The sequence below is a fragment of the Hyphomonas atlantica corrig. genome, assembly GCF_017795365.1.
Lineage (GTDB): Bacteria > Pseudomonadota > Alphaproteobacteria > Caulobacterales > Hyphomonadaceae > Hyphomonas > Hyphomonas atlantica.
On the sequence record NZ_CP051254.1, the window covers coordinates 1,658,010 to 1,684,940 of the forward strand.

Below are 26,931 nucleotides of genomic sequence, written 5' to 3' on the forward strand. Positions count from 1 at the left end.
AAGTTCTGGTGTAGGCCTAACGCCCATGTTGCAGGAAGGCTCCCTGACGTGAAGGATCGTGCGGATAAATTGCTGGTAAGCCTCGGCCTGTTCGAAAGCCGGGCGGCTGCGCGCGCGGCAATTGACGCTGGCAATGTGACCGCTGGCGGTGCTCTCGTCAGAAAGCCGTCGCAGATCCTGTCGTCTGAAGACAATATCACTGCCGCGCCCGCGCATCCGTACGTGTCACGCGGCGGGTTGAAGCTCGCCCATGGGCTCGATGTGTTCGGCGTGAATCCCGAAGGCCGGCATTGTCTCGACATCGGCGCATCGACGGGTGGCTTCACGGATGTACTGCTGAGAGCCGGAGCGTGTCATGTCGTGGCTGTCGATGTCGGGCGGGGGCAGTTTCACGCATCTCTTGCAACGGATGAGAGGGTCACCAGCCTTGAGGCACAGGATGCTCGTACGCTGACTCCGCAAATGATGGGCAGTGCGCCGTCACTGCTGGTTTGCGATGCGAGCTTTATCGCGCTTGAAAAATTACTTGCTCTGCCGCTGTCGCTCGCAGCAGACCGCGCAGAGTTCGTAGGTTTGTTCAAACCACAGTTTCAAGTGGGTCGGGACCATATCGGCAAAGGCGGATTGGTGACTGACCAGAACGTGACCGAACGAGCGGCCAATGCCTTTGCAGACTGGATGAAGGAGCACGGCTGGCCGATTATAGCCTGGACTGAGAGCCCGATTACAGGCGGCGACGGAAATGCCGAACGCCTGTTTCATGCCATTAAGCGCTAATAGTTCTCGTCGTTGAACGGATCGCTGATTTCCCAATTCCCGTCATAGGGGTCGCGACAGGCCGTGATCGGATCGCGGATCACCTGGCCATCAGGTAGTCGGGTTTCACGCTCGATTGTGCGACACTCGATATTCGTGCCGGCCTGCGGTGGCAGGGTCGGGCCCGGCGCGGTCGACACGGGATAGGTCCGGCTTGGCGGCGGCGTGTTCGGGTAGGTCATGACTTCCGGGCCACCATAGAGGCCATCTGTCGTGCGCGGGATTCCGCCCGCCGGATAGGCTGTGTTGGGAGAGGAACCGTACGGCGTTGCGACCTGACAGGGACGGCTTGTATCGTCCGCAATCGCGCCACCTGCAATGCCGCCGACAATCGCGCCAAGGATCGCGCCGGCAGCCACTTCGTCCGAATTGCCGTTGCCGCGATGGTGGCGATGATACCCTCGGTGGCCGCGATACCCACGATACCCGCGATAGTGGCGGTGATGGCGGTAGGCGTCTCCGTCATCAATATTGTTTCCGATGGCGCCGCCGATCAGTCCACCTGCAATGGCGCCCACCAGCACGCCTGCCAACTGGTCGTCCTTCTTCTGGCGTTCGCACTGAACATTCTGTACGGGCGCGTTGTAGGTGTAGCCATACCCGCTCTGGGCTGCGGCAGTGGCCGGGATAGCGAGGCCCGAGAGGGCCAGCGCGCCGATGACGAGCGATCGGGATTTCATCGCAATACTCCTTGCAGCAGATACACGTCCACCAAGTCAGCCTGCACAGTGCCGGTTTGAACCTGAACACGAGGTGAAAGCTGGACGAAGCAGGATATGCGCCACATATTTCTGGTATGGGAGTTCTGGATGTAGCTGCCCGCACGGCGGGGCGCGCCCGATATGCAGCGGCGCAGGGGCTGAGATCAGCCTGGTACGGCGTGCAGATGGGAGCGGCCCGGCGCAGCGCGAGCGGCTTTGACCGGCCGGGTGAACCTGCCTTTCGCCCGACACGTGGCACACCTGACCTCAGTGTATTGCGACGTGCTTATTTCGAGCTTTTCCTTCAGGATCGATTGAACGTGGAAGCGGGGCTTTATCCGAGACCGTCCGATGTACGACTGAGAGACCTGCCCAAGGCGCTCCGTTCCGCCCGCGCATTCAGGGAAGATGTCGCTGAAGTTGATCGGCGTCGCCTTGAGCGAAATGGCACGGAAATACGTCAGCAAGTGGTGGACGGTCATAATCGCTATCCGACCTACTATTTGCAGAACTTTCACTACCAATCCGGTGGCTGGTTCACCGAGGACAGCGCAGATCTGTATGACACGCAGGTTGAAGCGCTTTTCACAGGTACCGCCGACGCGATGCGCCGCGCCGCGCTGGCAGAGATTTCCCGCGAATTGAGGGGCAGGGATCAGCGCGGTGTCAGTCTGCTGGATGTGGCGTGCGGCAATGGCCGTTTCCTGTCGCAAATCATGCAGGTCTATCCGCGCCTAAAGGCAACCGGCCTGGACCTGTCACCCACATATACGGACGCAGCGCGTGAGCGCCTGAAGTCGTGGAAACAGGTGGAGATTCTCCACGAGGCGGCCGAGGCAATGCCGGTAGAAGATGCTAGCCAGGATATAGTGATCTCGGTGTTCCTGTTTCACGAGCTGCCACCGAGGGTGAGATCGGTTGTGCTGGCCGAAATGTATCGCGTGTTGAAGCCCGGCGGGCTGTTGATCATCGCAGAGAGTGTTCAATTCGGCGACTATCCTGAGATGGACGGCCTGCTGGAATACTTTCCCCATGGATTCCACGAGCCCTACTATAAAGGCTATCTTTCCTGGAATGTCCAAGAAACGTGCGAATCGATCGGTTTTGTGCCCGATCGGCGGACACTGGCATTTCTGACAAAAATAAACAGTTTTCGTCGTCCTGCCTAACACCTTGTAAGAGAACTGATTTCTCGTCAGCGCTGTCGCGCTTAATTCCGAATGAAGAAATATTGATTTGCGTGTATGGAACGTGACACTAATATGACAGTTACGTTACGGTCATGTGACACGAACTTTGATACCAGGAAGGAAAGGAGGCAACTATGGCCGTCCTAGATCATAATGATAACCACGTTTCCTGGCTGGCGCACAGGGACCTCGCTCTCAACGAGACGGGCCTGCGTGTTCTGCGGGGAGCGATGCTGACCACAGCAGGTATTGTCGGGGTAAGCCTAGCGATTGCGCTAGACCCGATCTTCAACCTGTTTGCCTGATTAGGTCAGGAACCTAGAAGCTCGGCAGTTTGCCGGTTCCCAGTATGGGCATGGCATAAGCGAGAATGATGGAAATGATGAGGCCGAGGAAGGCACGTCCGGCATCGCCGACGACATCTTTCACGGCCTCATTTTTTGCCCGCAGCTGAGCGACATAGGCGATTGCCAGCTCACGTCCGGCCAGCAAGCCGAGGAACACCCATGTTGTGCTCATCGGAACGTTGCTCATTTCTTTGAAGATAAACAGGATGATCCCGTAGATAAGGTCGACAATTGTCGCCGCGCGAACATCGACCGTATTGATCTTGCTCTGAACGATCTTCTGTATCTGTCCGCCGCGGGTCGCGAAGATGTAGCCCTGGATTGCGACCAGCAGGATGGCACCGAAAACGACATACCCCAGTGAGAACGCGACATGCGTTTCGTCGCCCGTCACCGTCACGGTGCGCGGAAGGTAGACGAAGATATTTGCAAGGTCCTGCATCAGCCATTGCGACCAGAGGAAGGTCGTTGTCAGCCACTGGAACGTGACCCAGTAGGGCCAGGGCAGTTCATCCTTGGTGTGGAACACCCAGCGCTCGAATGTGCGGGAGATAATGATCCAGATGACCGCGCCGCAGGCGAACGCCACGACATAGCCCATTGCGGACTTGATGATCATCTTCTCGAGAATGCCCTCGCTGGCAGACCCGCCAGACAGGGCAAACAGGGTCAGAACGAGGAATGTGGTCGAAACAGGAATGCCAAAGCGTGTCAGGAACAACAGGACCAGCGGGGGCAGGGCATGCCACCATTGGATGCCTGGCATCAGCAATTGGGTGCGATCCCCTTCACCGGGAAGCTGAGACAGCTTGTCGAGGCGCTCATAGGCAACGTCGCCATTGCCATTGAAGTAACCATAAAACAGGACTGCGAGCAGGATAGCGCTCGCAAAAAGCCACAGAACCCACCAGGGACGACGGGCATTTGAGGACAGGAATGTGCCCAGTGTCTGGATGGAGTCATTCGCGACAACCGCATAGGCGGCCAGCACAAATCCAATGATGCCGAAAATTTCCACGCCACTCATGCCGACAACCCATCGCTATATGAAGTCTGAACGCGAGGTAGCAGGTTCACTGAACAATGCCGATAGCAGGTTTGTGAACTTACTGTGACACGCGCATCTGAGCTCATCGTCCCGTTTGCCCTCTTTGACGCAATTTTGCATCTGCCAGCACACAGGCAAGCATGGCTTCGGCCACAGGTACAGCGCGTATCCCCACACAGGGATCATGCCTGCCGATGGTCCGCACGTCTACCTCTTCGCCGTCACGGGTCACCGATTGGACGGGTGTCAGGATGGAGGAAGTTGGTTTGATTGCGATTCGCACCACAACCGGCTGGCCTGTCGAAATGCCTCCGGCGATGCCGCCATTATGATTGGAGAGGAACTGCGCGCCGTTGTCTCCCGCGCGCATCTGATCCGCATTTTCCTCGCCGGACAGTGTCGCAGCGGCAAAGCCGTCTCCGATTTCGACGCCCTTTGCGGCATTGATGCTCATCATGGCGCTGGCGAGTTCTGAATCCAGTTTCCCGTATATGGGCGCGCCCCATCCGGGAGGTATTCCGGTTGCCTCGACCTCGACGATGGCTCCGGCCGAACTGCCGGCCTTCCGTGTCTCGTCAAGAAAGTTCTCCCAAACGGGCACCATGTCCGGGTCCGGGCACCAGAACGGATTTGACTGGGTCGTATCCCAATTCCACCGCGACCGGTCGATTGCGTGCGGCCCGATCTGAACCACAGCGCCACGCAGTAGGACATCTTTACCAAGAACGCGGCGGGCTACGGCACCAGCAGCGACCCGCGCCGCAGTTTCGCGCGCACTGGACCGGCCGCCGCCGCGATAGTCACGTACGCCGTATTTCTGATCATAGGAGTAGTCGGCATGGCCGGGTCGATACCGGTCGCGGATCTCGCTGTAATCCTTGGAGCGCTGGTCGGTGTTTTCGATCATCAGCGAAATGGGGGTACCCGTCGTCACCGGTCCGCCGGTGCGGTCATCCTCGAACACGCCGGACAGGATTTTTACCGCGTCCGGTTCCTTGCGCTGGGTGACGAAACGCGACGTGCCCGGTCTGCGCTGATCAAGAAATTGCTGGATAAAGGCCTCATCTAGCGGGAGGTTTGGCGGGCAGCCATCGACCACGCAGCCGAGCGCCGGTCCGTGGCTTTCGCCCCAGGTCGTCACGCGGAAGAGGTGGCCGAATGTGTTGTGTGACATGGCTGCCCATCTCGGATTTAAAGGTCAGGAACTAGGCGAACAGATGCTCAACAGCCGCGCGTTCTTCGCGGAGTTCTGCATCGGTTGCGTCCATTTTGGCGCGCGAGAACTCGTTGATGTCGAGGCCCTGAACGATCTCGTACTTGCCGTCCTTGCAGGTGCAGGGATAGCCATAGATGACGCCTGGCTCGATGCCGTAGGAGCCGTCAGACGGGATGCCCATGGAGACCCATTCACCTTCAGGCGTACCGAGCGCCCAGCTGCGCATATGGTCGATCGCGGCAGATGCCGCGGATGCTGCGGAGGAGGCACCGCGCGCCTTGATGATGGCCGCGCCGCGTTGCTGCACGTCAGGAATGAACGTGTCCTGATACCAGGCGTCGTCCACTTGTGGCTTGGCGGCATCGCCTTTCACTGTGGCGTGGTGGATGTCGGGGTATTGGGTGGCGGAGTGGTTGCCCCAGATGATGACATTCTTGATGTCGGTATTGTGGGTGCCGGTTTCCTCGGCCAGCTGGCTCATCGCGCGGTTGTGGTCGAGCCGAACCATCGCAGTAAAGCATTTCGGGTCGAGGTCTGGCGCATTCTGTTGTGCGATCAGGGCGTTCGTGTTGGCCGGGTTGCCGACGACAAGCACTTTCACATCGCGTGACGCGTGATCGTTGATCGCCTTGCCTTGTGGGCCGAAGATGCCACCATTTGCGGACAGCAGGTCTTTCCGCTCCATGCCTTGTTTGCGTGGCATCGCGCCAACGAGCAGGGCGTAGTCGCAATCCTTGAAAGCGACGTTTGGATCGTCGGTGGCAACAATGCTGTTCAGAAGCGGGAAGGCGCAATCATTCAGTTCCATCACCACGCCGTTCAGCGCGCCGAGCGCGGGCGTGATTTCGAGCAGGTGAAGGTCGACCGGCTGGTCCGTTCCCAGCATGTCGCCAGCGGCAATGCGGAACAGGAGAGCGTAACCGATCTGGCCGGCAGCGCCGGTTACAGCGACTTTCACAGGCTTTTTCATGGGAGTTTCCTTCTTGCATAGGGTGATTTCGCGGCATCAATGGCGAATTTGTCGGGGAAGGGCAAGCGGCCATGCGTCTATGACGCAGACCGGGCACCCTGCCACAGTGGGACTCCGGCAGAGTTTGGCCTATATGGAAGGCTCACCCAGCAGCCCTTGGACCGGACATCGCCATGAGCCAGACCGACACGCCAGACATCATTCCACCATCGCCCAGCGCCGCAGATTATGCGACGGATCCGAACGGGAAACCGCTGATTCCGAATACATCTGATCCAATTGCGCTGTTCAAAGCCTGGATGGCTGAGGCGCGGGAGAGCGAGCTGAATGATTCAAATGCCATGTCGCTGGCCACAATCGACGCGGACGGCATGCCGGATGTACGCGTGGTGTTGCTGAAAGAGGTGACAGAGGCAGGATTTGTCTTCTTCACCAATCTGGAAAGCGCGAAAGGGCAACAATTGGCGACAACGCCAAAGGCCGCGCTCGGCTTTCACTGGAAAAGTCAGCGACGCCAGGTGCGGGTGCGCGGCACCGTCGAGCCTGTTTCAGAAGAGGCTGCGGACGAGTATTTCGCGACCCGCGCAGCGCAGAGCCGGATCAGCGCAATTGCCTCCGACCAGTCCCGGCCATTGAATGACCGGGCCGAGTTCGAACAGCGCGTGGCCGAGCTTTCAGAGATATTCGGCGATGGGCCCGACATTCCCCGCCCCGAATTCTGGGGCGGGTTCCGTGTCGTTCCGGTCGAGATCGAGTTCTGGCAGGATCAGGCCTTCCGGATGCATGACCGGCTGAAGTTCACACGCGCCGACGATGGCTGGACGACAGGTCGCCTCTACCCCTGACAATCAGACGATCCCGTTTGCGACGGTTTCAATAATCAGGTGCGGGACGCCATCACTGGTCTTCGCCCAGGAAACTCCATCGCTGCCGACCATCGCCGACACACGCTGGCGGTGAGCAGAGAAACTGTCGAACTCGACCACGTCGACGGGTGTGTCGAAATGCAGGGTCACTTCATAGCCCATGCCTCCCGCCAGTTCGCGGATCGCATGGACGCGGCCGTGGAAAGGCTGTTTCAAGTAGCGGCCAGAGACATGATCGCCGAGTTGGCAGGGGGCCTCGGGTGTGTTCGACAGCCGCGCAGATGCGGTGTTCCAGTCGCGATAGCCGAGCTCTGCGGCGACCATTTCGAGCGCTTTTGAGTGCGAGATGGATTGCCCCGCAGTGCTGGCCTCAAGGCGCAGTTCACGGGCGCGGGCCTTGGCGGCTTCGCGGGTTGTAATGGATTGCGGCATGGGTGGGATCCTTTCCCTTCATCCAGACGCGGTCGCTCTACGCGGGGCTTGCCTTGCCGCTGGACCGCTTGAAATGAAGCGTCAGCATCCTGAAAGGAACAGCCGCGCGTTTGCGGCTGTGAGATCTTCACCTTCGGGGCGTCCCGGCAAGCGGCAGGTGTCTCAAACCTGCGCGCCAGATAAGCCTGGAACGGCGAAACGTCAACGCCCGCAGGCGGCGATGGCTGTGTCGTCCGAGGTCATTGCCTCTGCCGCTTCCAGTGGGCGATCGGTCGCCAGCATGACCAGGCCGTCATCTGCCAGGTCCTGAAACTCCGATCCGTCGCCGTCAGCCATGTAGATGTCGTCAAGGCGGTCGCCCGCCCGGCCGAGCGTTCCGAACGCCGACTCCACATCATTCATTGCGTTGCGGTCCCAGGCAGCGGCATCAGGACGTTCGGTGCCCGTCCAGCCGATGAGACGCCGGGAATCCACGCCCCGAGCTTCCAGCGCGGAAATGTCCCGTCCGCCACGAACCGAAGCCGTCATCATGAGCTCCGGATCAATCGCAGCGATTTCGGCGGCTTCATCATCATTGTAGGAAATCATGATCACGCTCTCCTCCGCGTTCGCTGCATATACGGCCTCAGCGATGTTGGAGAAGCTGGTCGTCTTCTTGCGGTCCAGCTCAAGAATTGCACCGGTATCGCGCGCCCAGATCAGGGCATCTGTCAGTTTGGGCGGAGAAAAATCTGTGCGGCGACCGTCATTGTCGACCAGCAATACGCCGGACAAGTCTTCCCAGCTGATGTCAGAAATATAGCCGCGGCCAGTGGTGGTGCGATTGAGGCGGTCATCATGCATGAGCGTCAGGACGCCATCGCGCGTTTCGGCGACATCGACCTCGAACACACGTACGCCGCGGTCGAAATTGTATTGCATCGTTTCGATGGCGTTCTCCGGATACCCGGGAGCAGGGCCGCCGCGATGGGCCGCAATAACGACACCGCGATTTTCGCGCAGGCAGTCGAAATATTCGGGCAAGGGAAGGCGCTGGCTGTTGGCTTCGACTGCAGCAAACCCTTCAGTTTGAGGCGCGATATCGGTTGACGGCTCGCAACCAGCAAGAATGATGAGGGCGGTAACAAGCAGCGCGGAACGGGTCATTCTAGGGTCCTCTTCTTGCGCCGCACCAAATGCGCGCATAAACCGGTTCTAAATCAGGCGATTAATGCTGAAAACAAGAACACACAGGGAGACTTCATCATGTTGGGCATCATGCAGGATTGGCCGCTCACGGTTAACAAGATTCTGGAACACGCCAACCGCATCAACCCGACACGGGAAATCATCACCCGCCGGGTAGAAGGCAATATCGTCCGCACGACATATGCCGACCTTTTCAAACAGTCCAAGCAGGTTTCGAATGCGCTAATCGATGGCGGCATCAAGCTGGGCGACCGCGTGGCAACGCTTGGCTGGAACTCGGAACGCCACATGGCGTCCTGGTATGGCGCGATGGGGATTGGCGCGGTCCTGCACACTATCAATCCGCGCCTGCATCCTGAGCAGGTTGCCTGGATTGCCAACCATGCCGAAGACAAGGTGCTGATCTTCGACAAGACCTTCCTGCCGATTGTCGAGGCCATCAAGGACCATCTCCAGACGGTCGAAACGTTCGTGATCTATGCCGATGCCGACACGATACCGGAAAACAATCTTGGCGCAGTTCCGTTTGATATCTGGATCGACGGGCGGTCCACAAATGTGCGCTGGGGCGATTTCCCGGAAGATACCGCATGTGGGCTTTGCTACACATCCGGCACCACGGGCGACCCGAAGGGCGTGCTATATTCCCATCGGTCCAACGTGCTGCACACGATGATTACCATGCAGCGTGACGCGATTGGCATGGGCGCGAATGATTCCGTTCTGCCGGTCGTGCCGATGTTCCACGCCAATGCGTGGGGCCTTGCGCTGTCCTGTCCAGCTGTCGGGTCCAATATGGTGATGCCGGGCGCGCAGATGGACGGTGCGTCGATCTATGAATTGCTTGATACCGAGAAGGTGACCATCACCGCCGCTGTGCCAACAGTGTGGCTGATGCTGCTCAACCACCTTCAGGAAAACGATCTGAAGCTGCCGCATCTTGAAAAAGTGATCATTGGTGGTTCTGCTGTGCCGGAGCGTATTCTCCGCGCGTTCGAGGAAGATTACGAGGTGGATGTGGTCCATGCCTGGGGCATGACGGAGACCTCGCCGCTGGGAACGCTCGGAACGCTGCCGCCTCACATGATGGATGCGGACATCGACACGCGTATGGAGCAGAAGCTGAAGCAAGGGCGTCCGCCCTTCGGCGTTGAGCTCAAGATCGTCAATGACGAAGGCGAAGACCTTCCGAATGATGGCGAAACGTCCGGTCGCCTCGTGGTGCGGGGCGCGGCCATCGCGGCGGGGTATTTCAAGGGTGTCGGTGGAAATGTCCTCGACGACAACGGCTTCTTCGATACGGGCGACGTCGCGAACATCGACGAGTATGGCACGATGACGATTACCGACCGCGCCAAGGATGTGATCAAGTCGGGCGGCGAATGGATTTCTTCGATCGACATCGAGAACATTGCCGTCGGCCATCCGAAGGTAGCGAATGCGGCCGCGATCGGTATCTACCATCCGAAATGGGATGAGCGTCCCTTGCTGGTCGTGCAGCCTGCGCCGGGCGAAACCCCGAGCAAGGAAGATGTCCTGGCCCAGCTTGAAGGCAAGATTGCCAAATGGTGGACACCGGACGACGTGGTCTTTGTTGACGAGATCCCACTTGGCGCAACTGGCAAGATCAACAAGTTGGCCCTGCGCAACCAGTTCAAGGACTACAAGCTGCCGACAGCTTAGTCTGCACTGAATTCAGGAACCGGGCGGGCGGCGGCTTCTTCTGGAGTCGTCGCCTTTCCATTTCTGGAAATGTCATCAAGCAACCATTCCATTTCGGCGATTTCTTTCTTCTGAGCCTGAAGGATTTCATCCGCCAGTTTCCGGACGCGGACATCTTCGATTCCTGCCCGTTCGCTTGTCATGATGGCGATTGAATGATGCGGGATCATGCCCTCCATGTAGGCCTTGTCCCCCACTGTTGCCTGAGAGCGGACAAGGAACAGTGCTGCTACGAACAGCAGAGCGCTGCCTGCATAAATGGCGAAGTTGATGCGAGTATCCTTGTACATATGGAGCATGAAAGACAGCATCACGACGGCCATGGCTGCGGCCATGATCAGCGTCATGAAGAATCGTGTTTCACTCCAGTGCACGTGCGGGAGAGCATAAGTGTTGAGATACATCAGGCCGAACATGAAGATGGCGGACGTCGCGATCATCAGCCCGAACCGGCGATAGCTTCCAGAATGGTTCATCAGTTTCTCGCTCCATGTATGGCTCGATTCATCTTGTCCAACGCGAGTTTCACGGATCCCGTTCCGGAATATTCTGCCCGTCACGACTGGTTCGAAAGGATCGGCTGATCTATGTCAGTTCAGTTGAAGAATTTCGGAGAGGGTAGGGCGTATGAGTATGACATCGGAACAGACACAGGATGCCGGTTGGCGGGGGCTGGTCGCGAAGGCATCACTGGCCTTGTCCATCTTTACGGTTTTCTGGTTTGTCGCCGCCGCGCTGGGCACAAAGCTCGGTCTGTGGGGCTGGCAATTCGGCCTCGGCACGATGACGATCAATTGGGGGCTGAAACTCATCTTCCTTGCGCTCGGTGTCTCTGTAATCGCGCTGGTCCTCTCCCTGATCAAGGCGCCGCGCAAGCGAGCCTTTATTCTGTCATTCGCAGCACTGCTGATTTCGGGCCTGTGCTTCGGCCGGGTGGCGGCGTTCGGTGGACAGGCAACGCGACTTCCTCCCATCCATGACGTGCAGACCGATTGGACGAACCCGATCATGCCGAGCGAAGCGCTATTGGCAGCGCGTGAGAAAACCGGCGCGATGAACCCGGTCATGGAAGCGCCAGTGGTACCGGAATACGCAGAGGAACGCTGGCCAGGTACACCAGGGCGGCTCGTGTCGGAGTTGCAGGAAGAAGCGGAGTTCGATCCGGCCGTACAGGAAGACCGGGTCGACGCGCCATATCCGAAGCTTGATTCCTACATCACCAATGCGCCGCCAGCGACAGCGCATGAGGCAATTCTGGATATCGTCAAAGAGCGCGGCTGGGCTGTCGTGGAGGACGATGCGGCTCAAGGCGTGATCGAAGCGACAGAGACCAGCTTCTGGTTCGACTTCAAGGATGACGTAATGATCCGTATCCTGCCAACTGAAGAAGGTGGCTCTCGCATCGATGTGCGTTCTACCAGTCGGGTAGGCCTGTCAGATCTGGGTGCGAATGCAAAGCGGGTTCGCGACTTGCTCGACGATATTGAGACGGCTCTGCGCTAAGGCGCGCTCACCTCGGCCTCGTCCTTGGCCTTTGGCGGTTGGGGACCGAGGCCGAGCAGGCGGGCGACCGGTCCAATGGTCCAGCCTTGTGTCGTGAGAGAAATGGCAACGATCACGAAGACGACGTTGAAAAAGCCGACAGTAATCGGTCCCGGCGATATGACGGGATAGATCGCCAGCAGGATCGGGACTGCGCCCCTCAAGCCAACCCAGCTGAGGAATATGTTCTCGCGCAACGTAAAGCCCATCCACCCCACCGAGGCGAACACGGCAAGCGGTCGCGCGACCAGCATCAAAACAGCGGCGATCCCGATGGTTGGCCAGATATCCTGAAGCAGTGCGCTTGGTGTGACCAGTAGGCCTAGCGTCAGGAACAGGACGAGCTGACAGAGCCATTGGAAGGCTTCGTTGAAATCGACAATGCGGTCGATCGGGCGTTTCAGCTTTGCCTTCAGGCTGATGCCAGCAAGGTAAGCCGCGAGAAATCCACTGCCGCCAAGCAGAGACACACCCGCGAAGATCACAAGTGCGCCGGCCAGCGTCATCACAGGGTATGTGCCCACGGGAAGCGATAGCGTATCCAGCAGACGCGCCAGAAGACGCCCCCCGAAGATGCCGCCCAGAATTCCAATTCCAGCCTGCATCACCAGCAATACGCCCATGCTCGCGAGATCGAAAGGCGCATCCGTCTGCATTGTTGCAACAAGGGATGTGAGCGTGACCGTCAGAAAGATTGCCATCGGATCGTTCAGGCCGGACTCAAGCAATAGCGTGTCTTTCAGGCGTGGCCTCAGCCCGATGCCACTCTGCTGGATCAACAGGAAGGTGGCTGCTGCGTCAGTGGATGCCACGGCCGCGCCAAGCAGTAGTCCAACTTGCCACGGTACCTGTAGCAACAAGGCTGCAGCCACGCCCGTTATGCCGGCAGTAACCAGCACGCCCAGGGTTGCGAGTGATGTGGCGGGCGCTCCGGCAGAGCGGAACACGCGTCGGTCTGTTTCAAGGCCTCCCGCAAACAGGATGACAGCCAGTGCCACGCTGCCGAGGTCGAAGGCAAAGTTGAAATTGCTGAATTCGATCCGGCCTGGCCCATCTTCGCCAAGCAGCATGCCGATGATCAAGGCAATCAGAAGGAAAGGCGCACCCGCCCGCCGCGCGACAGGCATGAAAGCAAAGCTGATGAAGATGATCAGGCTGCACAGGAAGACAAATAGATACACTTGGACTCCCTGACTGAACTTGTAGCGCGTCCTGTAGATAAAGGCTGTCGACGCGTCAGTTCAAGGAGGCGCACGTAATCCGTCGGGACTATTACCGTTCAGTTTCGCGCGTACTTGTCTTCGTAGCGAACGATGTCGTCTTCACCGAGATAGCTTCCAGTCTGAACTTCGATCAGAACGACTGGCAGTTTGCCCGGATTCTCAAGACGATGCACGGAGCCGACGGGTATGTATACGGATTGGTTTTCCGTGACGAGTTGAACTGTTTCGTCTATCGTCACCTGAGCGGTTCCGGAGACAACAATCCAGTGTTCCGCACGGTGATTATGTGACTGCAAGGATAGTGACTGACCAGGCTTCACGAGAATGCGTTTTACCTGGAACCGCTCTCCGACAGCGATGGATTCGAACCAGCCCCATGGGCGATAGTCGCGGGGGAATTGTTCAGCTTGAGGGGCCTGCTTTTCCTTAAGCTTGCTGACGGCAATTTTTACGTCCTGCGCGCGAGAACTGTCAGCGACGAGGACCGCGTCCGGCATTGCCACGGCGATGATGTCTTTCAAGCCAATGCCGACGAGTTCCACGCTGTCACTTTCTGACCTCAGCAAAGAGTCCCGACACTCAATGGCGGTGACGGGGCCGCTGCTGGAGACTCCATTCTCGTCGGGCTCGGTCTCTCGTAGAACGGCATCCCATCCCCCAAGGTCAGACCATTTACCAGAGAACGGCACGACGCTGAGATTGTCGGTGCGTTCCATGACGGCATAGTCGATGGAAATGGACTGGGTCCTACTCCAGCTGTCAGGAGCCAGGCGGATAAAACCCAGGTCGTTCTCTGACCGGTCAACTGACTGGGCAACATGTTCGACCATGTCTGGTTCAAACCTGCGGAAAGCGGCGAGAATGCTTCTCACGCTGAACAGGAAGATGCCGGCATTCCATAGGAAATTGCCACTCGCCAGCATGTCGGTGGCGCGGTCGATGCTGGGCTTCTCGACAAACTGCTTCAGTTTGATCGGAGACAAGGAGCCTGCCCCAGTTGGCTCGCTCAATTCCAGATATCCATACCCGGTTTCTGGATGTGTGGGCTCAATACCGAACGTGACAAGCTGACCGGCCCGCGCGGCGTCTGTTGCCGCAAGGATGGAGGCAAGGAACGCCTCATTGTCTGGAATGACATGGTCTGAAGGGGCGATCAGCATCAGGGCGTCTGGATCGGACTTTTCCAGGTAAAGCGCTGCCGCCAGAATGGCAGGCGCTGTATTGCGCGCTTCGGGTTCGATCAGGATCGTCGGATCTGTGATGCCTATTTCCGCCAGCTGCTCGCGTACCAGAAACCGGAAATCTGCATTGGTCAGGATCAGGGGAGGCGTAAACCTGCCACCTGTCAGTCTGAGCGCGGACGCCTTGAACAGGGATGTTTCACCGACAAGGGGTACAAACTGCTTGGGATAGCTTTTACGCGACAGTGGCCACAGACGCGTGCCGGACCCGCCACATATGATAACCGGCACAATGTCCGCGACTCGTTTCGTCATTCTGTCTGCCCTCTGCCAACCTTGCGTTTATGGCGCATGAAGCGTGCACATGTCAGGCCGGTGACCAAAAAAATCACGGCGTGTCAAAAGTTGAAGGCTGATGTCCCGATCGTTAGCGATCCTTGGGGTCCAGTGCGTCGCGGAGGCCGTCGCCGATGAAGTTCAGGCAGAGCAGGGTGACCGCCATGGTCAGGGCAGGGGCCAGCAGCATCCAGGGCTTCTCCTCCATCCGGTCTGCGCCATCAGAGATCAGGACGCCGAGAGAGGTTAGTGGCTCATTCACCCCAAGGCCGAGGAAGGACAAGAAGCTTTCAGCCAGGATGACGACCGGGATGGTCAGCGTGACGTATACCGCAACCGGCCCAATCACATTTGGCAGGATGTGCCGCGTGATGATGTCCTTCCGGCTGACACCGGCTGCGCGGGCGGCCTCGATGAATTCCTTGCCTTTGATAGCCAGCGTCTGGCCGCGCACGATGCGCGCCATGGTCAGCCACTCAATCGCGCCGATGGCTGCGAAGATCAGAACGATGTTTCGCTCGAACACGGTGAGCAGCAGGATCACGAAGAAGATGAAGGGCAGGGCGTAGAGGACGTCGACGATCCGCATCATGAAATTGTCGACGCGGCCACCCAGATAACCCGCCGTTGCGCCCCAGCTGACCCCGATGACGAGGCTGACCGCCGTTGCGACGATACCCACCATCAGCGAGATCCGAAGCCCGATCATCAGGCGGGCGAGCAAGTCACGCCCTTGGAGGTCGGTGCCTAGCGGGTGCATACCATCGAAGGTTGGCGCAATCGTGCGCAGGTCGGAAATCGTGCTGTACTTGTGCACCCAAAGCATAGGGCCAAACACGGCGATCAGGACCAGTGCGCCCAAAATCCACATCGAGATCACGGCGGCGCGGTTGCGGAACAGTCGCGCACGCGCGTCATCCCAAAGCGAACGGCCGCCCACAATGGCTTTCTGTACCGGTTCAACACGTCCGGTCGGGTCGAGGAGGGGGTCGAGATCCGTCATCAGTCGTACTTCACTTTCGGATCGAGCAGGGCATAGAGAATGTCAGCGAGCAGGTTCAGCAAGACAATCAGGCCCGCATAGACAATGATCGCGCCCATCACGAGCGTGTAGTCCCGGTTGAGCGCGCCATCGACAAAATAGGTGCCGAGACCCGGCAGGCCGAAAATCTTCTCGATGACCACCGAGCCTGTCATGACCCGTGCCATGGCTGGCCCGGCATAGGAAATCAGCGGTAGGAGCGCGGCCGGCAAGGCGTGGCGCGCGATGACCTGCCGCTCGGTCAGCCCTTTGGAGCGCGCTGTGCGGATATGGTTGGATCGCATCGTTTCAATAATCGACGCGCGCATCAGGCGCGAGATGATGGCGATCTGTGGAAGGGCGAGCGTGATGACCGGCAGGGTCATGTTGTGCCAGCTCATGCCGATGTTTGGATACGTGCCGAGGCCGCCGACTGCAAAGATGCCAGCGCCGAGCGCGAATATCAGGATCAGAATAGGGCCGGTAACAAAAGTCGGAATGGATATGCCCGCCATGGCGATGCCCATCACGCCGTAATCTGCGCTCGTATTTTGCCTGAGCCCGGCAAATACGCCGAGCAGTGTTCCAACCACCAGGCCAAGTCCCATGGCGAGGAAGCCGATGGTCAGCGAAATCGGCAATCCATCGGCGATCAAATCATTCACGCTCTTACCGAGCGTCTTGTAGGAGGGGCCGAAATCTCCCACCAGCACACCGCCTACATAGTTCAAGTATTGCTCGTGCAGCGGCTTGTCGAAGCCGAACTTGGCGGCGATCGCCGCTTCGGTTGCGGGTGGCAGTTTCCGCTCGCCGTCGAACGGGCCGCCCGGCGCGGCGCGCATCATGAAGAACGCCATCGTGATGATGGCCAACATTGTAGGGATTGCAATCAGCAGGCGCCTGAACGTATAGGCCCACGGAACTCGGCTAATGGCACGTTGGAATGAGGACACGTTCTTTTGCTATTCCGTTGCTGGTAATAGGAAATTCGTCTTGCCGCCGTTTCGGGCGCTTGGCATCGCGATCCGCAATCCTTAGCTTGTAGCGACAGCCGATCAAGACCGCAGACACAGGCAAGGACACGAAAATATGGCCGATATTCGCCGCGTTACGGAAGCTTTTGCCGTCGCTCCTCAAATTGATGAGGAGGATGTTGCCGAGATTCAGGCTGCAGGCTTCAAAACGATCGTTGCAAACCGTCCGGACGGAGAAGGCGGGGTTACTCAGCCGCGCATGGGCGCGATCCGCGCGAAAGCCGAATCGTTGGGACTGACCTTTGTTGCTTTGCCATTTTCCGGTGCGCCGACACCCGAAGTGGTTGAACGGACTGGAAATATTCTGAACGAAGCGCCTCAGCCCGTGTTGGCGTATTGCCGCACCGGAACCCGCAGCATCACGGCCTGGGCGCTGACCCATGCGGGGCAGGGAGCAGCGCAAGAAATCGTCGATGCCGCAGCAGATGCGGGCTATGATCTGTCCAGTTTGCAGTCGTTGCTCTGATCATCAATCGCACAAGTTTGTGAGCAACTGGTCACACTTGCGCCGCATTAAGTGTGTTGTCAGTGTAGGCGGGCCATGCGAAGGCCAACACAGGGAGGCGCAGGTCATGAGGCCAAATGCGCGACAGGAGTGGAATGGATGAGCGATCGTCTATGGATCACCGACTTCAAATATGACGATGGCGCCATGCTGGTTAAGAAGACCGGGCACCGCGTTCCGCTCACGCTTTCCCTCGCGCACGACATCTTCACCTGGTTCTGCTTCTATTTCTTTGCTCAGACCTGGCGCACATGGCGCCGTCTGACCGGTCACAAGCGCCCTACGATTGCGTTCTATCCCGATAAGCCGCGCCCTTGGTACTTCATCTGGCCCGTCATGCACGTGTCCGGTGCGAAACTGATTGATGACGTCCAGACGGCTGACATTGTCATGCAGTTCGACGACTCGACGGAAACCGATAACTCGGTCCCGACAGTGAGAGATGGCGCAAAGCTGGTTAATTTCTCCTGTGACGACATATCGAAATCGACCGTTGCTGCCGCCTTTGAAGAGGCTGCGGGCTACTCCCTGTCTGTCGACCCAACCACTCATCAGGGCCGTATGGTCGAGAAGTCCGAGCTGAACGCTGCGCATGACGGCCGCATCCTGGAAGGCCCTCTGGACACGCCGCTGCCCGGAAAGACGTACCAACGGCTGGTCGATAATGAGATTGAAGGCGGACTGGTCGAGGATCTGCGATGCTGCATTGTTGCAGGCTCGCCCGTCGTCGTGTTCCGCAAGCGTCGTCCGCTTGAGCGCCGTTTCCTGAATGAGAATGTCCAGGTTTTGCTCGACGAGCCTCGCAATTGCTACACGGATGATGAAATTGCCGTGATTGAGCGCTTTGCGGCATCCATCGGACTGGACTGGGGTGGTGTGGACGTCCTACGTGACCGGCAGTCCGGACGAATCTTCATCGTCGATGCAAACAAGACTGATATGGGCCCGCCTGTTGCTCTGAAGCTGGCGGCCAAGCTTCGCGCCACGCGCCGCATGGCTCAGGCGTTCGCAGTCGCATTTGCATCGAAGAAGCGGTGATCTCGCTCCGGACGGTCAGAACCGCTGCAAGAGACTAGAAAATGGCAATTCCCTATATTCGCGAAATCGAGTTTGAGTATGGCGTTGTGGAGCAGGTCTCTCCGCTGATCCGCCGGGTAATCGCGAACAATCCGGGACCATTCACCTATGTTGGCACAGGCGTGTACATCATCGGGCACGGCGAAGTCGCTGTGATCGACCCCGGCCCGGAAAATGCCGATCATTTCGAAGCATTGAAAAAAGCGCTTGAAGGCGAGACCGTAACACACGTTTTGGTTACACATGGCCATTCAGATCATTCTCCACTGGCTACGCCTTTGGCCGAATGGGCTGGCTGCAAGACCTATGCAAAGAATTGCGGTGTGCCGACGGCCAAGGGCGAACTCGGCAGCGCAGACGATCTCGGCTTCATGCCGGATGTGAAGGTTGGCGACGGCGATATCATCTCCGGACCCGGCTGGACACTGGACGTCATCGAAACACCCGGCCACACTTGCAACCATCTCTGCTTTGGTCTGCGCGAAGAGAATGCGTGCCTGTCAGGCGACCATATCATGGGCTGGTCGACCACGGTGGTCGCACCGCCCGATGGCGACATGGGCGACTATATGCGCAGCCTCGACAAGATCCGAGCGATGGAATTCGACACCCTCTGGCCGACGCATGGAAGCCCCGTTCGCGGCAAGGAATTTGTCGACCGCTTTATCACCGAATACGCCAATCACCGCCGCGCGCGGGAGGCAGCCATACTGGATCAGATGCGCTCGGGGCAGACCTCAATCCCCGAAATGGTGAAAGTGATGTATGCCGACGTCGACAAACGGCTACATCCGGCAGCCGCCATGTCGGTGCTTGGCCACATGATTGAGCTGATCAAGACGGGCGTTGCTGTCTCGCCAGATGACAAGCCGACCGTTCGCTCTCACTTTGAACTGGTGAAATCCGCCGCCTGACGGGCTTGGGCAAGGTTACCAGCCTAAACGGTTTCTGCCTTGTTCGGTCGCATGAGCAGCTGCTGGATGGCCTCATCCACGCTGATCGCGCCTTCAATGACATCTGCGACGGCATCACAGATCGGCATGTCCACACCGCGTTCTGCCGCGAGCCGCTTCAGGACCGGCGCAGTCGCGACGCCTTCGGTCACCGCATTTCGTGCGCCCAGAATATCTTCCAGCCGCTCGCCTTTTCCCAGCGCCATGCCGCAACTCATGTTGCGGCTCGTCTCTGACGAGCAGGTCAGCACCAAGTCTCCGAGACCGGACAGGCCGGACAGGGTTTCACGCTCCGCGCCCAACGCGAGCGCCAGTCGGGTCATTTCGGCGCTTCCCCGCGCGATCAACGCCGCGTGCGCAGAGCGGCCAAGTCCTTTGCCCAGCGCGATACCGCACGCAATGGCCAGTACATTCTTCACCGCGCCGCCGATTTCAGCGCCCAGCAGGTCATGCGCCAGATAGGGGCGGAAGTTTGGTGTGGCAACCGCGGCGATCAATTCGGTGCCAAGCGCCTCATCCTCAATCGCGAAGGTGACCGCTGTCGGCAGACCTTTGGCCACGTCAATTGCAAAACTTGGCCCCGACATCACGGCCGGAACAGCTTCGGGCAGTTCATCTTTCAGGACCTGCGTCATGAATTCGCCGGTCTTCAGCTCAATCCCCTTCGAGCAAAGCACGACAGGCGTTCCGGGACGAATATGTCCTTTCAGCGCCATGAGCGTTGCCCGCGTGTGCTGCGCTGGCGCAACGGCAAACAGCGCATCCATCAGGTGAAGATCAGCCAGGTCCGAGGTCGCTTTCAGCGCCGGGTTCAGGGCAACGCCGGGCAGGAAGCCTGTATTCTCGTGACGCGTGTTGATGGCATCCGAGATTTCGGGCTCGCGGCACCAGATCAGCACGTCTTGGTCTGCGCGGGTCAGCATCTGGGCAATTGCAGTGCCCCAAGCGCCGCCACCGATGACGCCGAATGTCTTGAAATGTTTCGTCATGCGCCGGAGATTGGTCGAAACCGCTCAGCGGGGCAAGCGGCTCAATCAGATGAAATTGAACGTGCCGCGTTCCTTCTCAGGGTCCACTGTGACGGCAACTTTCCGACCCACCGGAGAGGCATCTTCCCGCAGGACAGGGAATGCCTCCTTCGAAGCATTGGCCAGCGCGCGCCGACCGTCTTCCAGCCGAATGAAGGCGATCCCCTTGTTCGGGCCATCCTTGCCGTGCGTGACGGTGAATGTTTCCAGAATACCTTCGCAGTCGTCCTTGCAGAGCGTGACGCGTTCACTTGGCGTTGCGTACGGCTCGGCGGGCGCGAAGCGCGCAGGTTTCTCGGTGGAGTAAACGCCTACGGCTTCCTTGGTCATCCAGCCGCCATTGGCGAGCACCAGCCCGTAGTCGCCAGGATTCGCGCGCAGTTTCGCAGCCATCTCGGCGATCCCGTGCAGGGAGTAATTGTTTCCCGGCCCGCCAAAGAAGGGCAACCCGCCGGTGAGGGTCAGGGGACGTGGATCACTCTTCCAGTCGATTCCCAGCTCCGCCGTCGAAGAGAGGACAGCGCATGGGAAGCAGGAGTAAAGATCAAGATGCTGGATGTCGTCAGCGGTCTTGTCGGCTTGGTCCAGCGCGCGACCAATTGCGGTCTGCATTGCCCAGGATCCATCAAGGCGCGGGCGCAGCGAGATCAGGTCATCCGCGGCCTCTCCACCCCCGTGCAGATAGACGCGCTTGTCTTCCGGAACACCCAAGGCATCCGCTTTTGAACTGCTCATCAGGATGGCTGCCGCGCCCTGATTCACGGCGTCCTGCGCGATGAACCATTTCAGGAAAGGGTCGGCGTATTCGTAGTTGGCTTTTGACGGGGTCGACAGGAATTCTACGGAGTGTTCCTGCGGGAATTGGGAATAGGGGTTTCCGGCGGCCACACTTGTGAAGGGCTGGAAGAGTTCCGCCATTGCCTTGCGGTGTTCACTACGTGAACGGCCTTCGCGCGCAGCAATCGCGTTTTCGAACAAGGCGTAGAAATAGGCTGGCGCGACAATGCCATGCTTGATTTCTTCCCGCGACAGCATCATCGGCCCCATGCCGCGATCTTCGTAGTCCGCGTCTGCGCTATCGGCCCAGTCAATCTCGACACCATTGCGGCGAGCCCCCTTGGACGCGCGATTGGCTTCCGATCCGGAGATCAGCACACAGTCTGCGTCTCCGGCATGGATGCGTGCGGCCATCTCGTTGACGAGGGCTTGCGGGCTTTGTCCACCCACGGTCTCATAGATCAGCTTGTCGGGTGAGGCGTTGATGTCGCGCGCCAGCGTGCCCGGCAGGTTCGTGTTGTGACCATGCGGGTGAGGCGCGCCGCCGACGGAATCCTCGAAGATGCGAACCACGGCAATCGTGTCGATTGCATCTGCCAGGTCTGCGCCGCTATCGGAGAGCGCAGCTTTGGAGGCTTCTACCATGAGCGAGAGCGGAGAGGGGGCGCCGTCCGGGCCGTTCGTGCCGTCCCATTGGCTCAGGCTCTGTCCTACACCCACCAGAACCGGCAAATCACCCTTGGCCATATCACGCTTCCTTCTCGTCTTATAAGGCGAGTCCTAGCGTGGGATATGAGGCAAGGCGAGCCGGGACGTCGGGGAAGCCCGACGTCCCGTCATGATTGTATCAATCGCCGTTCAAAAGGCCTTTCTCACGAAGGAAGCCGAGGATCACTTCAGCGGCTTCTTCTGGAGAGTTGTTGACGGTGTCGATTTTGAGTTCGGGGTTGAGGGGAGCTTCATAGGGGCTGTCGATGCCTGTGAAGTTCTTGATTTCCCCGGCGCGGGCCTTCTTGTAGAGGCCCTTGACGTCGCGGGTTTCGGCGACGCTGAGCGGCGTGTCGACATGGATCTCGATGAACTCGCCCTCGGCCATCATGTTGCGGGCCATCTGGCGTTCCGAGCGGAACGGCGAGATGAACGAGACCAGCGTGATCAGGCCGGCATCCGACATCAGCCGGGCAACATTGGCGACCCGGCGGATGTTCTCGACCCGGTCGGCATCGGTGAAGCCGAGATCGCGGTTGAGGCCATGGCGGACATTGTCGCCATCCAGCGTGAACGTATGTCTGCCCTGGGCATAGAGCAGTTTCTGGAGCGCGTTGGCGATGGTCGATTTGCCCGAGCCCGACAGGCCGGTGAACCAGAGCACAGCCGGTTTCTGGCCCTTCTGCTCTGCCAGGGCCGAGCGGTCGACATCCATGGCCTGCCAGTGGATGTTGGAGGCCCGGCGCAGGGCAAAGTCGATCAGGCCGAGGCCGACCGTGTCATTGCTCATCCGGTCGATCAGGATGAACCCGCCCATCTCGCGATTGACATCATACGGATCATACGGGATGGCCTGGTCGAGCGACAGGGTGGTGACCCCGATCTGGTTCAGGTCCAGCGTCTTGGCCGGCACATCATTCAGCGTGTTGACGTCGATGCCGTATTTCGGGGCGTTGACCGTGGCGGTGACCGTCTTGGCACCGATCTTCAGCAGGTAGCGTCGGCCGGGCAGGAGCGGGGTCTCGCTCATCCACAGGATGCGGGCCTGGAACTGGTCGGAGACTTCCGCCGGGTCCTCGGCCGAGACCAGCACGTCGCCGCGTGAACAGTCGATCTCGTCATCCAGGGTCAGCGTGATGGACTGGCCGGCGATCGCCTCGTCCAGGTCTCCCGTGGCGGTAACGATGCGCTGGATGGTGGATTGCTTGCCGGAGGGCATGGATTTGACCCGGTCGCCCGGCTTGACCGTGCCCGCCGCGATCTGTCCGGAGAAGCCGCGGAAGTCGAGGTTCGGGCGGTTGACCCACTGGACCGGCATGCGGAAGGAGGCGTTCAGGCGGCGGTCGCCCACCGGCACCGTCTCCAGATAATCCATCAGGCTGGGGCCATCATACCAGTCGGTCTCGTTGGACTTGCTGGTGATGTTGACACCCTCCAGGGCAGACATCGGGATGGGCTGGATTTCCAGATCGGTCGCCAGCTCGTCTGCGAAGGCATAGAAGTCATCGACAATGTCGTTATAGACATCCTGACTGTAGCCGACGAGATCCATCTTGTTGATGGCCAGGACGAGCTTGCGGATGCCGAGCAGGGTGGTGATGAAGCTGTGACGGCGCGTCTGGGTCAGGATGCCCTTGCGGGCATCCACCATCAGGATGGCAACATCGGCCGTCGAGGCGCCGGTGGCCATGTTGCGCGTATATTGTTCATGGCCGGGCGTGTCGGCGACGATGAACTTGCGCTTGTCGGTAGCAAAGAAACGATAGGCGACATCGATCGTGATGCCCTGCTCGCGCTCGGCGGTCAGGCCATCGACCAGAAGGGCGAAGTCGATGTTCTCGCCCTGTGTGCCGACTTTCCGGGAATCATTTTCCAGCGAGGCCAGCTGGTCCTCGAAGATCATCTTGGCATCATACAGAAGGCGGCCGATCAGCGTCGACTTGCCATCATCCACCGAACCACAGGTGATGAAGCGGAGCAGGGATTTGTGCTCATGCTTCTCGAGATAGGCGGCGATATCCGATTCAATCAATTCATCATTGAGGCGCATCAGAAATAGCCCTCCTGTTTTTTCTTTTCCATGGAGCCGGACTGGTCGGCATCGATCACGCGGCCCTGGCGTTCGGAGGTCGTGGTCAGCAACATTTCCTGGATGATGTCTTCCAGCGTGTCGGCCGTGCTTTCCACGGCGCCGGTCAGCGGATAACAGCCCAGCGTGCGGAAGCGGACGGATTTGGTGACAGCTGTCTTTGCCAGCTCTGCCGGCATCCGGTCATCATCAACCATGATGTCGACCCCGTTCCAGTTCACGACCGGGCGCGGGGCGGCAAAGTAGAGCGGCACGATCTCGATGTTCTCGCGGCGGATATATTGCCAGATGTCGAGCTCGGTCCAGTTTGACAGCGGGAAAACGCGCACGCTTTCGCCCTGGTTGATGCGCGTATTGTAGACATTCCACGGCTCCGGGCGCTGGCGCTTGGGATCCCAGCGATGCTCGGCAGACCGGAAGGAGAAGATCCGCTCCTTGGCGCGGGATTTTTCCTCATCGCGCCGCGCGCCGCCAAAGGCAGCATCGAATTTGTACTTGTCCAACGCCTGCTTCAGCGCCTGTGTCTTCATCACATCCGTATGCACCGCAGAGCCATGACTGAACGGGCCAACGCCCTCGCGCACGCCGTCCTCATTGACATGGACCAGAAGATCGAAGCCCAGCTCCTTCGCCTTGCGATCCCGGAATTCGATCATCTCCCGAAACTTCCAGGTCGTGTCCACATGCATCAGCGGAAAGGGCGGACGAGACGGATAAAACGCCTTCATCGCAAGATGCAGCATCACAGCCGAATCCTTGCCAACCGAATACAGCATCACAGGGTTCTCACACTCAGCTGCAACTTCTCGTATGATATGAAGACTTTCAGCCTCCAGCCTGTCGAGGTGGGTCAGATTGGTCAAAACGTTCAGTTTCCTTCAAGTATCATTTAGCCGAAAAAACTCTGTGGCTTTCAGATATAGTCACGAGAACAGGGCGATAGCCCCCAATATGAGTGAGTTCAATGATTTGATCTATCAGCAGGGCTAAATGGTCGGGAAAAAGGCACGATCGGTCTGAATCGTGTCGCTGATTGTCGTATTCCTACATAATCTGTCATTATGCCGTCTGATTCAGGGGGGCTAAATACGCTTTGTCTGATTGGAGATGAAGTATGTGCGGAATTGTAGCGATCGCTGGCACCGAAACAGTGGCGAACCGTCTCGTGGATGGTCTGAAGCGGCTTGAATATCGCGGTTATGACAGCGCGGGCATCGCAGTTCGGGCGGGCCCCAAGGTCGAGCGCAGGCGCGCACAGGGCAAGATCGTTAATCTTGAGGCCGTTATGGCGGAAGCGCCGATCGATGGTCCGATGGGCATTGCCCATACGCGTTGGGCCACGCATGGTCAGCCGAACGAGATCAATGCGCATCCCCACATGTCGGGGAAAGTTGCGATCGTCCATAATGGCATCATCGAGAATTTTCGTGAACTGCGCGATGAATTGCAGGCCGACGGTCGCAGCTTTGAATCCGAAACGGATAGCGAAGTCATCGCCCAGCTGATCGACAAGAACATGAACGACGGTATGGACGCTGTGGATGCGTTCGAGGCCGCCCTCAAGAAGCTATCCGGCGCGTTTGCGATTGCCGCAATCTTTGCAGACGATACCGATCTCCTGATTGGTGCGCGCAAAGGCAGTCCGTTGGTATTGGGATATGGCGAAGGCGAGATGTTTCTCGGTTCTGACGCAATCGCGCTCGCGCCGTTCACACGCGATGTGACCTATCTGGAAGAAGGCGATTGGGTGGTCCTGACACCTGACAGCCACGACATCCGGAATGTGGATGGTGAACGGGTGAACCGCCCCCGCGTGCAGTCTGCTGTGAATGAAAGTCTGATTGAGCGCGGCGAATATGATCATTTCATGCTGAAGGAAATTCACGAGCAGCCGGAATCGCTGGCGCGCTCGATCCTTCCTTACATTGATCAGGCGACGCAGACACTCAATCTGGGTGATGTGGCTGACAAGATGTTTGCTGGGGCCGACCGCGCTGTCGCGATTGCATGCGGAACAGCCTATTACGCCGCACACACGGCGAAATACTGGTTCGAGCAAAAGGCGAGACTTGCTCTGGAAACTGACATCGCATCGGAGTTTCGCTATCGCAACCCAGTCTTGCCGCAGACGGGCCCAGCCATGTTTGTCAGCCAATCGGGCGAAACTGCGGACACGCTGGCGGCGCTGCGCTATTGCCGTCAGAATGGCACGCCCGCCGTTGCCATCGTAAACGTACCGGAAAGCTCAATCGCCAGGGAAGCTGCTGCCATCGTGCCGACCCATGCCGGGCCTGAGATTGGCGTCGCATCAACGAAAGCGTTTACAGCGCAATTGTCTGTGCTGGCGGTTTTGGCGCTAAATGCAGCGAAGGCGCGCGGACGTTTGCTGCCGGGCGAGGAAGTGCAGGCGGTTAAGAGCCTTCTGGCCTTGCCGCGAAAAGTAACCGAAGCGCTCGAAGCACAAGACGGAATCCGCGCGATTGCAGAGACGCTGACCCAGAGCCGTGATGTCCTCTTCCTTGGGCGCGGCCGGTATTTTCCTCTCGCTTTGGAGGGGGCGCTCAAGCTGAAAGAAGTCTCGTATATTCACGCAGAGGGATATGCTGCAGGTGAGCTGAAGCATGGTCCGATTGCGCTGATCGAAAAAGATGTCCCCGTTGTGGTGATCGCGCCCATGGATGAACTTTTCGAAAAAACCATTTCCAATGTTGAAGAAATCCGGGCGCGCGGCGCGCGTGTGATCCTCATTTCAGATGAAGCGGGCATCAAGGCAGCCGGCAATCGCGCCGATCATGTCATCGCAATCCCGGAAGGCGACGAGATCAGCCTGCCTGTGCTGGCGGCTGTGCCCCTTCAATTGTTGGCATACCACGTGGCTGTGGCCAAAGGCACCGATGTCGACCAGCCGCGTAACCTCGCCAAATCCGTGACGGTGGAATAGATTCTGCAGCACGGACTGAC

25 protein-coding genes are annotated in these 26,931 nt (G+C 58.8%); 10 read left to right on the forward strand and 15 right to left on the reverse strand.

Annotated elements, in window-relative coordinates:
* Positions 1-48: 48 nt before the first annotated feature.
* A complete protein-coding gene (locus HF931_RS08235; protein WP_273243022.1) occupies positions 49-777 on the forward strand; it encodes a TlyA family RNA methyltransferase in 729 nt (242 codons plus the stop codon).
* On the opposite strand, the gene HF931_RS08240 is transcribed toward HF931_RS08235, so the two are convergent.
* On the reverse strand, positions 774-1,496 hold the full coding sequence (locus HF931_RS08240; protein WP_273243024.1) for a hypothetical protein: 723 nt from the start codon (positions 1,494-1,496) through the stop codon (positions 774-776). The two genes, HF931_RS08235 and HF931_RS08240, sit on opposite strands and share 4 nt — an antisense overlap.
* A gap of 116 nt (positions 1,497-1,612) precedes the next feature.
* On the opposite strand from HF931_RS08240, the gene HF931_RS08245 reads away from it, so the two are divergent.
* On the forward strand, positions 1,613-2,686 hold the full coding sequence (locus HF931_RS08245) for a class I SAM-dependent methyltransferase (RefSeq protein WP_272982394.1): 1,074 nt from the start codon (positions 1,613-1,615) through the stop codon (positions 2,684-2,686).
* A 155-nt stretch (positions 2,687-2,841) separates the two neighbouring features.
* Positions 2,842-3,012 (forward strand): hypothetical protein, encoded by a 171-nt coding sequence (locus HF931_RS08250; RefSeq protein ID WP_155841590.1) that lies wholly within the window; start codon positions 2,842-2,844, stop codon positions 3,010-3,012.
* 13 nt (positions 3,013-3,025) lie between these two features.
* Here the strand turns inward: HF931_RS08250 and HF931_RS08255 are convergent, their stop codons facing one another.
* From HF931_RS08255 to HF931_RS08265, 3 genes are all read right to left on the reverse strand, one after another.
* Positions 3,026-4,081 carry a hypothetical protein gene (locus HF931_RS08255; protein ID WP_035546603.1) on the reverse strand — a complete coding sequence of 352 codons (1,056 nt, stop codon included), beginning with the start codon at positions 4,079-4,081 and terminating at the stop codon, positions 3,026-3,028.
* A 103-nt stretch (positions 4,082-4,184) separates the two neighbouring features.
* Positions 4,185-5,276, reverse strand: coding sequence for a chorismate synthase (aroC, locus tag HF931_RS08260; RefSeq protein ID WP_273243027.1), 1,092 nt, complete (start codon positions 5,274-5,276; stop codon positions 4,185-4,187).
* 31 nt (positions 5,277-5,307) lie between these two features.
* On the reverse strand, positions 5,308-6,288 hold the full coding sequence (locus HF931_RS08265) for a malate dehydrogenase (RefSeq protein WP_273243029.1): 981 nt from the start codon (positions 6,286-6,288) through the stop codon (positions 5,308-5,310).
* Between the two features lie 173 nt (positions 6,289-6,461).
* Between HF931_RS08265 and pdxH the strand changes: the two genes are divergently transcribed.
* A complete protein-coding gene (gene pdxH, locus HF931_RS08270) occupies positions 6,462-7,133 on the forward strand; it encodes a pyridoxamine 5'-phosphate oxidase (RefSeq protein ID WP_273243031.1) in 672 nt (223 codons plus the stop codon).
* 3 nt (positions 7,134-7,136) lie between these two features.
* Here the strand turns inward: pdxH and HF931_RS08275 are convergent, their stop codons facing one another.
* The gene (locus tag HF931_RS08275) at positions 7,137-7,586 is read right to left on the reverse strand and encodes a glyoxalase superfamily protein (RefSeq protein ID WP_273243033.1); all 450 of its coding nucleotides are present in this window, start codon (positions 7,584-7,586) and stop codon (positions 7,137-7,139) included.
* A gap of 201 nt (positions 7,587-7,787) precedes the next feature.
* On the reverse strand, positions 7,788-8,732 hold the full coding sequence (locus HF931_RS08280) for a glycerophosphodiester phosphodiesterase family protein (RefSeq protein WP_273243035.1): 945 nt from the start codon (positions 8,730-8,732) through the stop codon (positions 7,788-7,790).
* 99 nt (positions 8,733-8,831) lie between these two features.
* On the opposite strand from HF931_RS08280, the gene HF931_RS08285 reads away from it, so the two are divergent.
* A complete protein-coding gene (locus HF931_RS08285; RefSeq protein WP_273243036.1) occupies positions 8,832-10,457 on the forward strand; it encodes a long-chain-fatty-acid--CoA ligase in 1,626 nt (541 codons plus the stop codon).
* Here HF931_RS08285 and HF931_RS08290 read toward each other — a convergent pair.
* The gene (locus HF931_RS08290; RefSeq protein ID WP_273243038.1) at positions 10,454-10,972 is read right to left on the reverse strand and encodes a DUF305 domain-containing protein; all 519 of its coding nucleotides are present in this window, start codon (positions 10,970-10,972) and stop codon (positions 10,454-10,456) included. The two genes, HF931_RS08285 and HF931_RS08290, sit on opposite strands and share 4 nt — an antisense overlap.
* Positions 10,973-11,123: 151 nt before the next feature.
* Here HF931_RS08290 and HF931_RS08295 point away from each other — a divergent pair, with 151 nt between their 5' ends.
* Positions 11,124-11,999 (forward strand): DUF1499 domain-containing protein, encoded by an 876-nt coding sequence (locus tag HF931_RS08295; protein ID WP_081805951.1) that lies wholly within the window; start codon positions 11,124-11,126, stop codon positions 11,997-11,999.
* On the opposite strand, the gene HF931_RS08300 is transcribed toward HF931_RS08295, so the two are convergent.
* From HF931_RS08300 to HF931_RS08315, 4 genes are all read right to left on the reverse strand, one after another.
* Positions 11,996-13,219, reverse strand: a complete 1,224-nt coding sequence (locus tag HF931_RS08300; RefSeq protein WP_273243041.1) for a potassium/proton antiporter — start codon at positions 13,217-13,219, stop codon at positions 11,996-11,998. The genes HF931_RS08295 and HF931_RS08300 overlap by 4 nt on opposite strands.
* Positions 13,220-13,317: 98 nt before the next feature.
* Positions 13,318-14,757 (reverse strand): mannose-1-phosphate guanylyltransferase/mannose-6-phosphate isomerase, encoded by a 1,440-nt coding sequence (locus HF931_RS08305; protein ID WP_273243042.1) that lies wholly within the window; start codon positions 14,755-14,757, stop codon positions 13,318-13,320.
* A gap of 112 nt (positions 14,758-14,869) precedes the next feature.
* A complete protein-coding gene (locus HF931_RS08310; RefSeq protein ID WP_035546576.1) occupies positions 14,870-15,781 on the reverse strand; it encodes an ABC transporter permease subunit in 912 nt (303 codons plus the stop codon).
* Entirely contained in the window at positions 15,781-16,752 is a 972-nt protein-coding gene (locus tag HF931_RS08315; protein ID WP_272982412.1) for an ABC transporter permease, read from the reverse strand. Before HF931_RS08315 ends, HF931_RS08310 begins: the two co-directional genes overlap by 1 nt.
* A gap of 136 nt (positions 16,753-16,888) precedes the next feature.
* On the opposite strand from HF931_RS08315, the gene HF931_RS08320 reads away from it, so the two are divergent.
* From HF931_RS08320 to HF931_RS08330, 3 genes are all read left to right on the forward strand, one after another.
* Positions 16,889-17,299 (forward strand): protein tyrosine phosphatase family protein, encoded by a 411-nt coding sequence (locus HF931_RS08320; RefSeq protein ID WP_035546572.1) that lies wholly within the window; start codon positions 16,889-16,891, stop codon positions 17,297-17,299.
* 138 nt (positions 17,300-17,437) lie between these two features.
* Positions 17,438-18,376: an ATP-grasp domain-containing protein gene (locus tag HF931_RS08325; RefSeq protein WP_035546569.1), complete on the forward strand. Its 939-nt coding sequence runs from the start codon at positions 17,438-17,440 to the stop codon at positions 18,374-18,376.
* A gap of 41 nt (positions 18,377-18,417) precedes the next feature.
* The gene (locus HF931_RS08330) at positions 18,418-19,329 is read left to right on the forward strand and encodes an MBL fold metallo-hydrolase (protein WP_273243046.1); all 912 of its coding nucleotides are present in this window, start codon (positions 18,418-18,420) and stop codon (positions 19,327-19,329) included.
* Between the two features lie 23 nt (positions 19,330-19,352).
* On the opposite strand, the gene HF931_RS08335 is transcribed toward HF931_RS08330, so the two are convergent.
* The 4 genes from HF931_RS08335 to cysD form a co-directional block, all read right to left on the reverse strand.
* A complete protein-coding gene (locus HF931_RS08335) occupies positions 19,353-20,357 on the reverse strand; it encodes an NAD(P)H-dependent glycerol-3-phosphate dehydrogenase (protein ID WP_035546562.1) in 1,005 nt (334 codons plus the stop codon).
* Between the two features lie 45 nt (positions 20,358-20,402).
* Positions 20,403-21,920: an acetyl-CoA acetyltransferase gene (locus tag HF931_RS08340; RefSeq protein WP_273243048.1), complete on the reverse strand. Its 1,518-nt coding sequence runs from the start codon at positions 21,918-21,920 to the stop codon at positions 20,403-20,405.
* A gap of 100 nt (positions 21,921-22,020) precedes the next feature.
* Positions 22,021-23,931 carry a sulfate adenylyltransferase subunit CysN gene (gene cysN, locus HF931_RS08345; protein WP_273243050.1) on the reverse strand — a complete coding sequence of 637 codons (1,911 nt, stop codon included), beginning with the start codon at positions 23,929-23,931 and terminating at the stop codon, positions 22,021-22,023.
* Positions 23,931-24,833: a sulfate adenylyltransferase subunit CysD gene (gene cysD, locus HF931_RS08350; protein ID WP_273012746.1), complete on the reverse strand. Its 903-nt coding sequence runs from the start codon at positions 24,831-24,833 to the stop codon at positions 23,931-23,933. Before cysD ends, cysN begins: the two co-directional genes overlap by 1 nt.
* 251 nt (positions 24,834-25,084) lie before the next feature.
* Here cysD and glmS point away from each other — a divergent pair, with 251 nt between their 5' ends.
* Positions 25,085-26,911, forward strand: a complete 1,827-nt coding sequence (gene glmS / locus HF931_RS08355) for a glutamine--fructose-6-phosphate transaminase (isomerizing) (protein ID WP_273243052.1) — start codon at positions 25,085-25,087, stop codon at positions 26,909-26,911.
* The last annotated feature ends 20 nt before the right edge of the window (positions 26,912-26,931 follow it).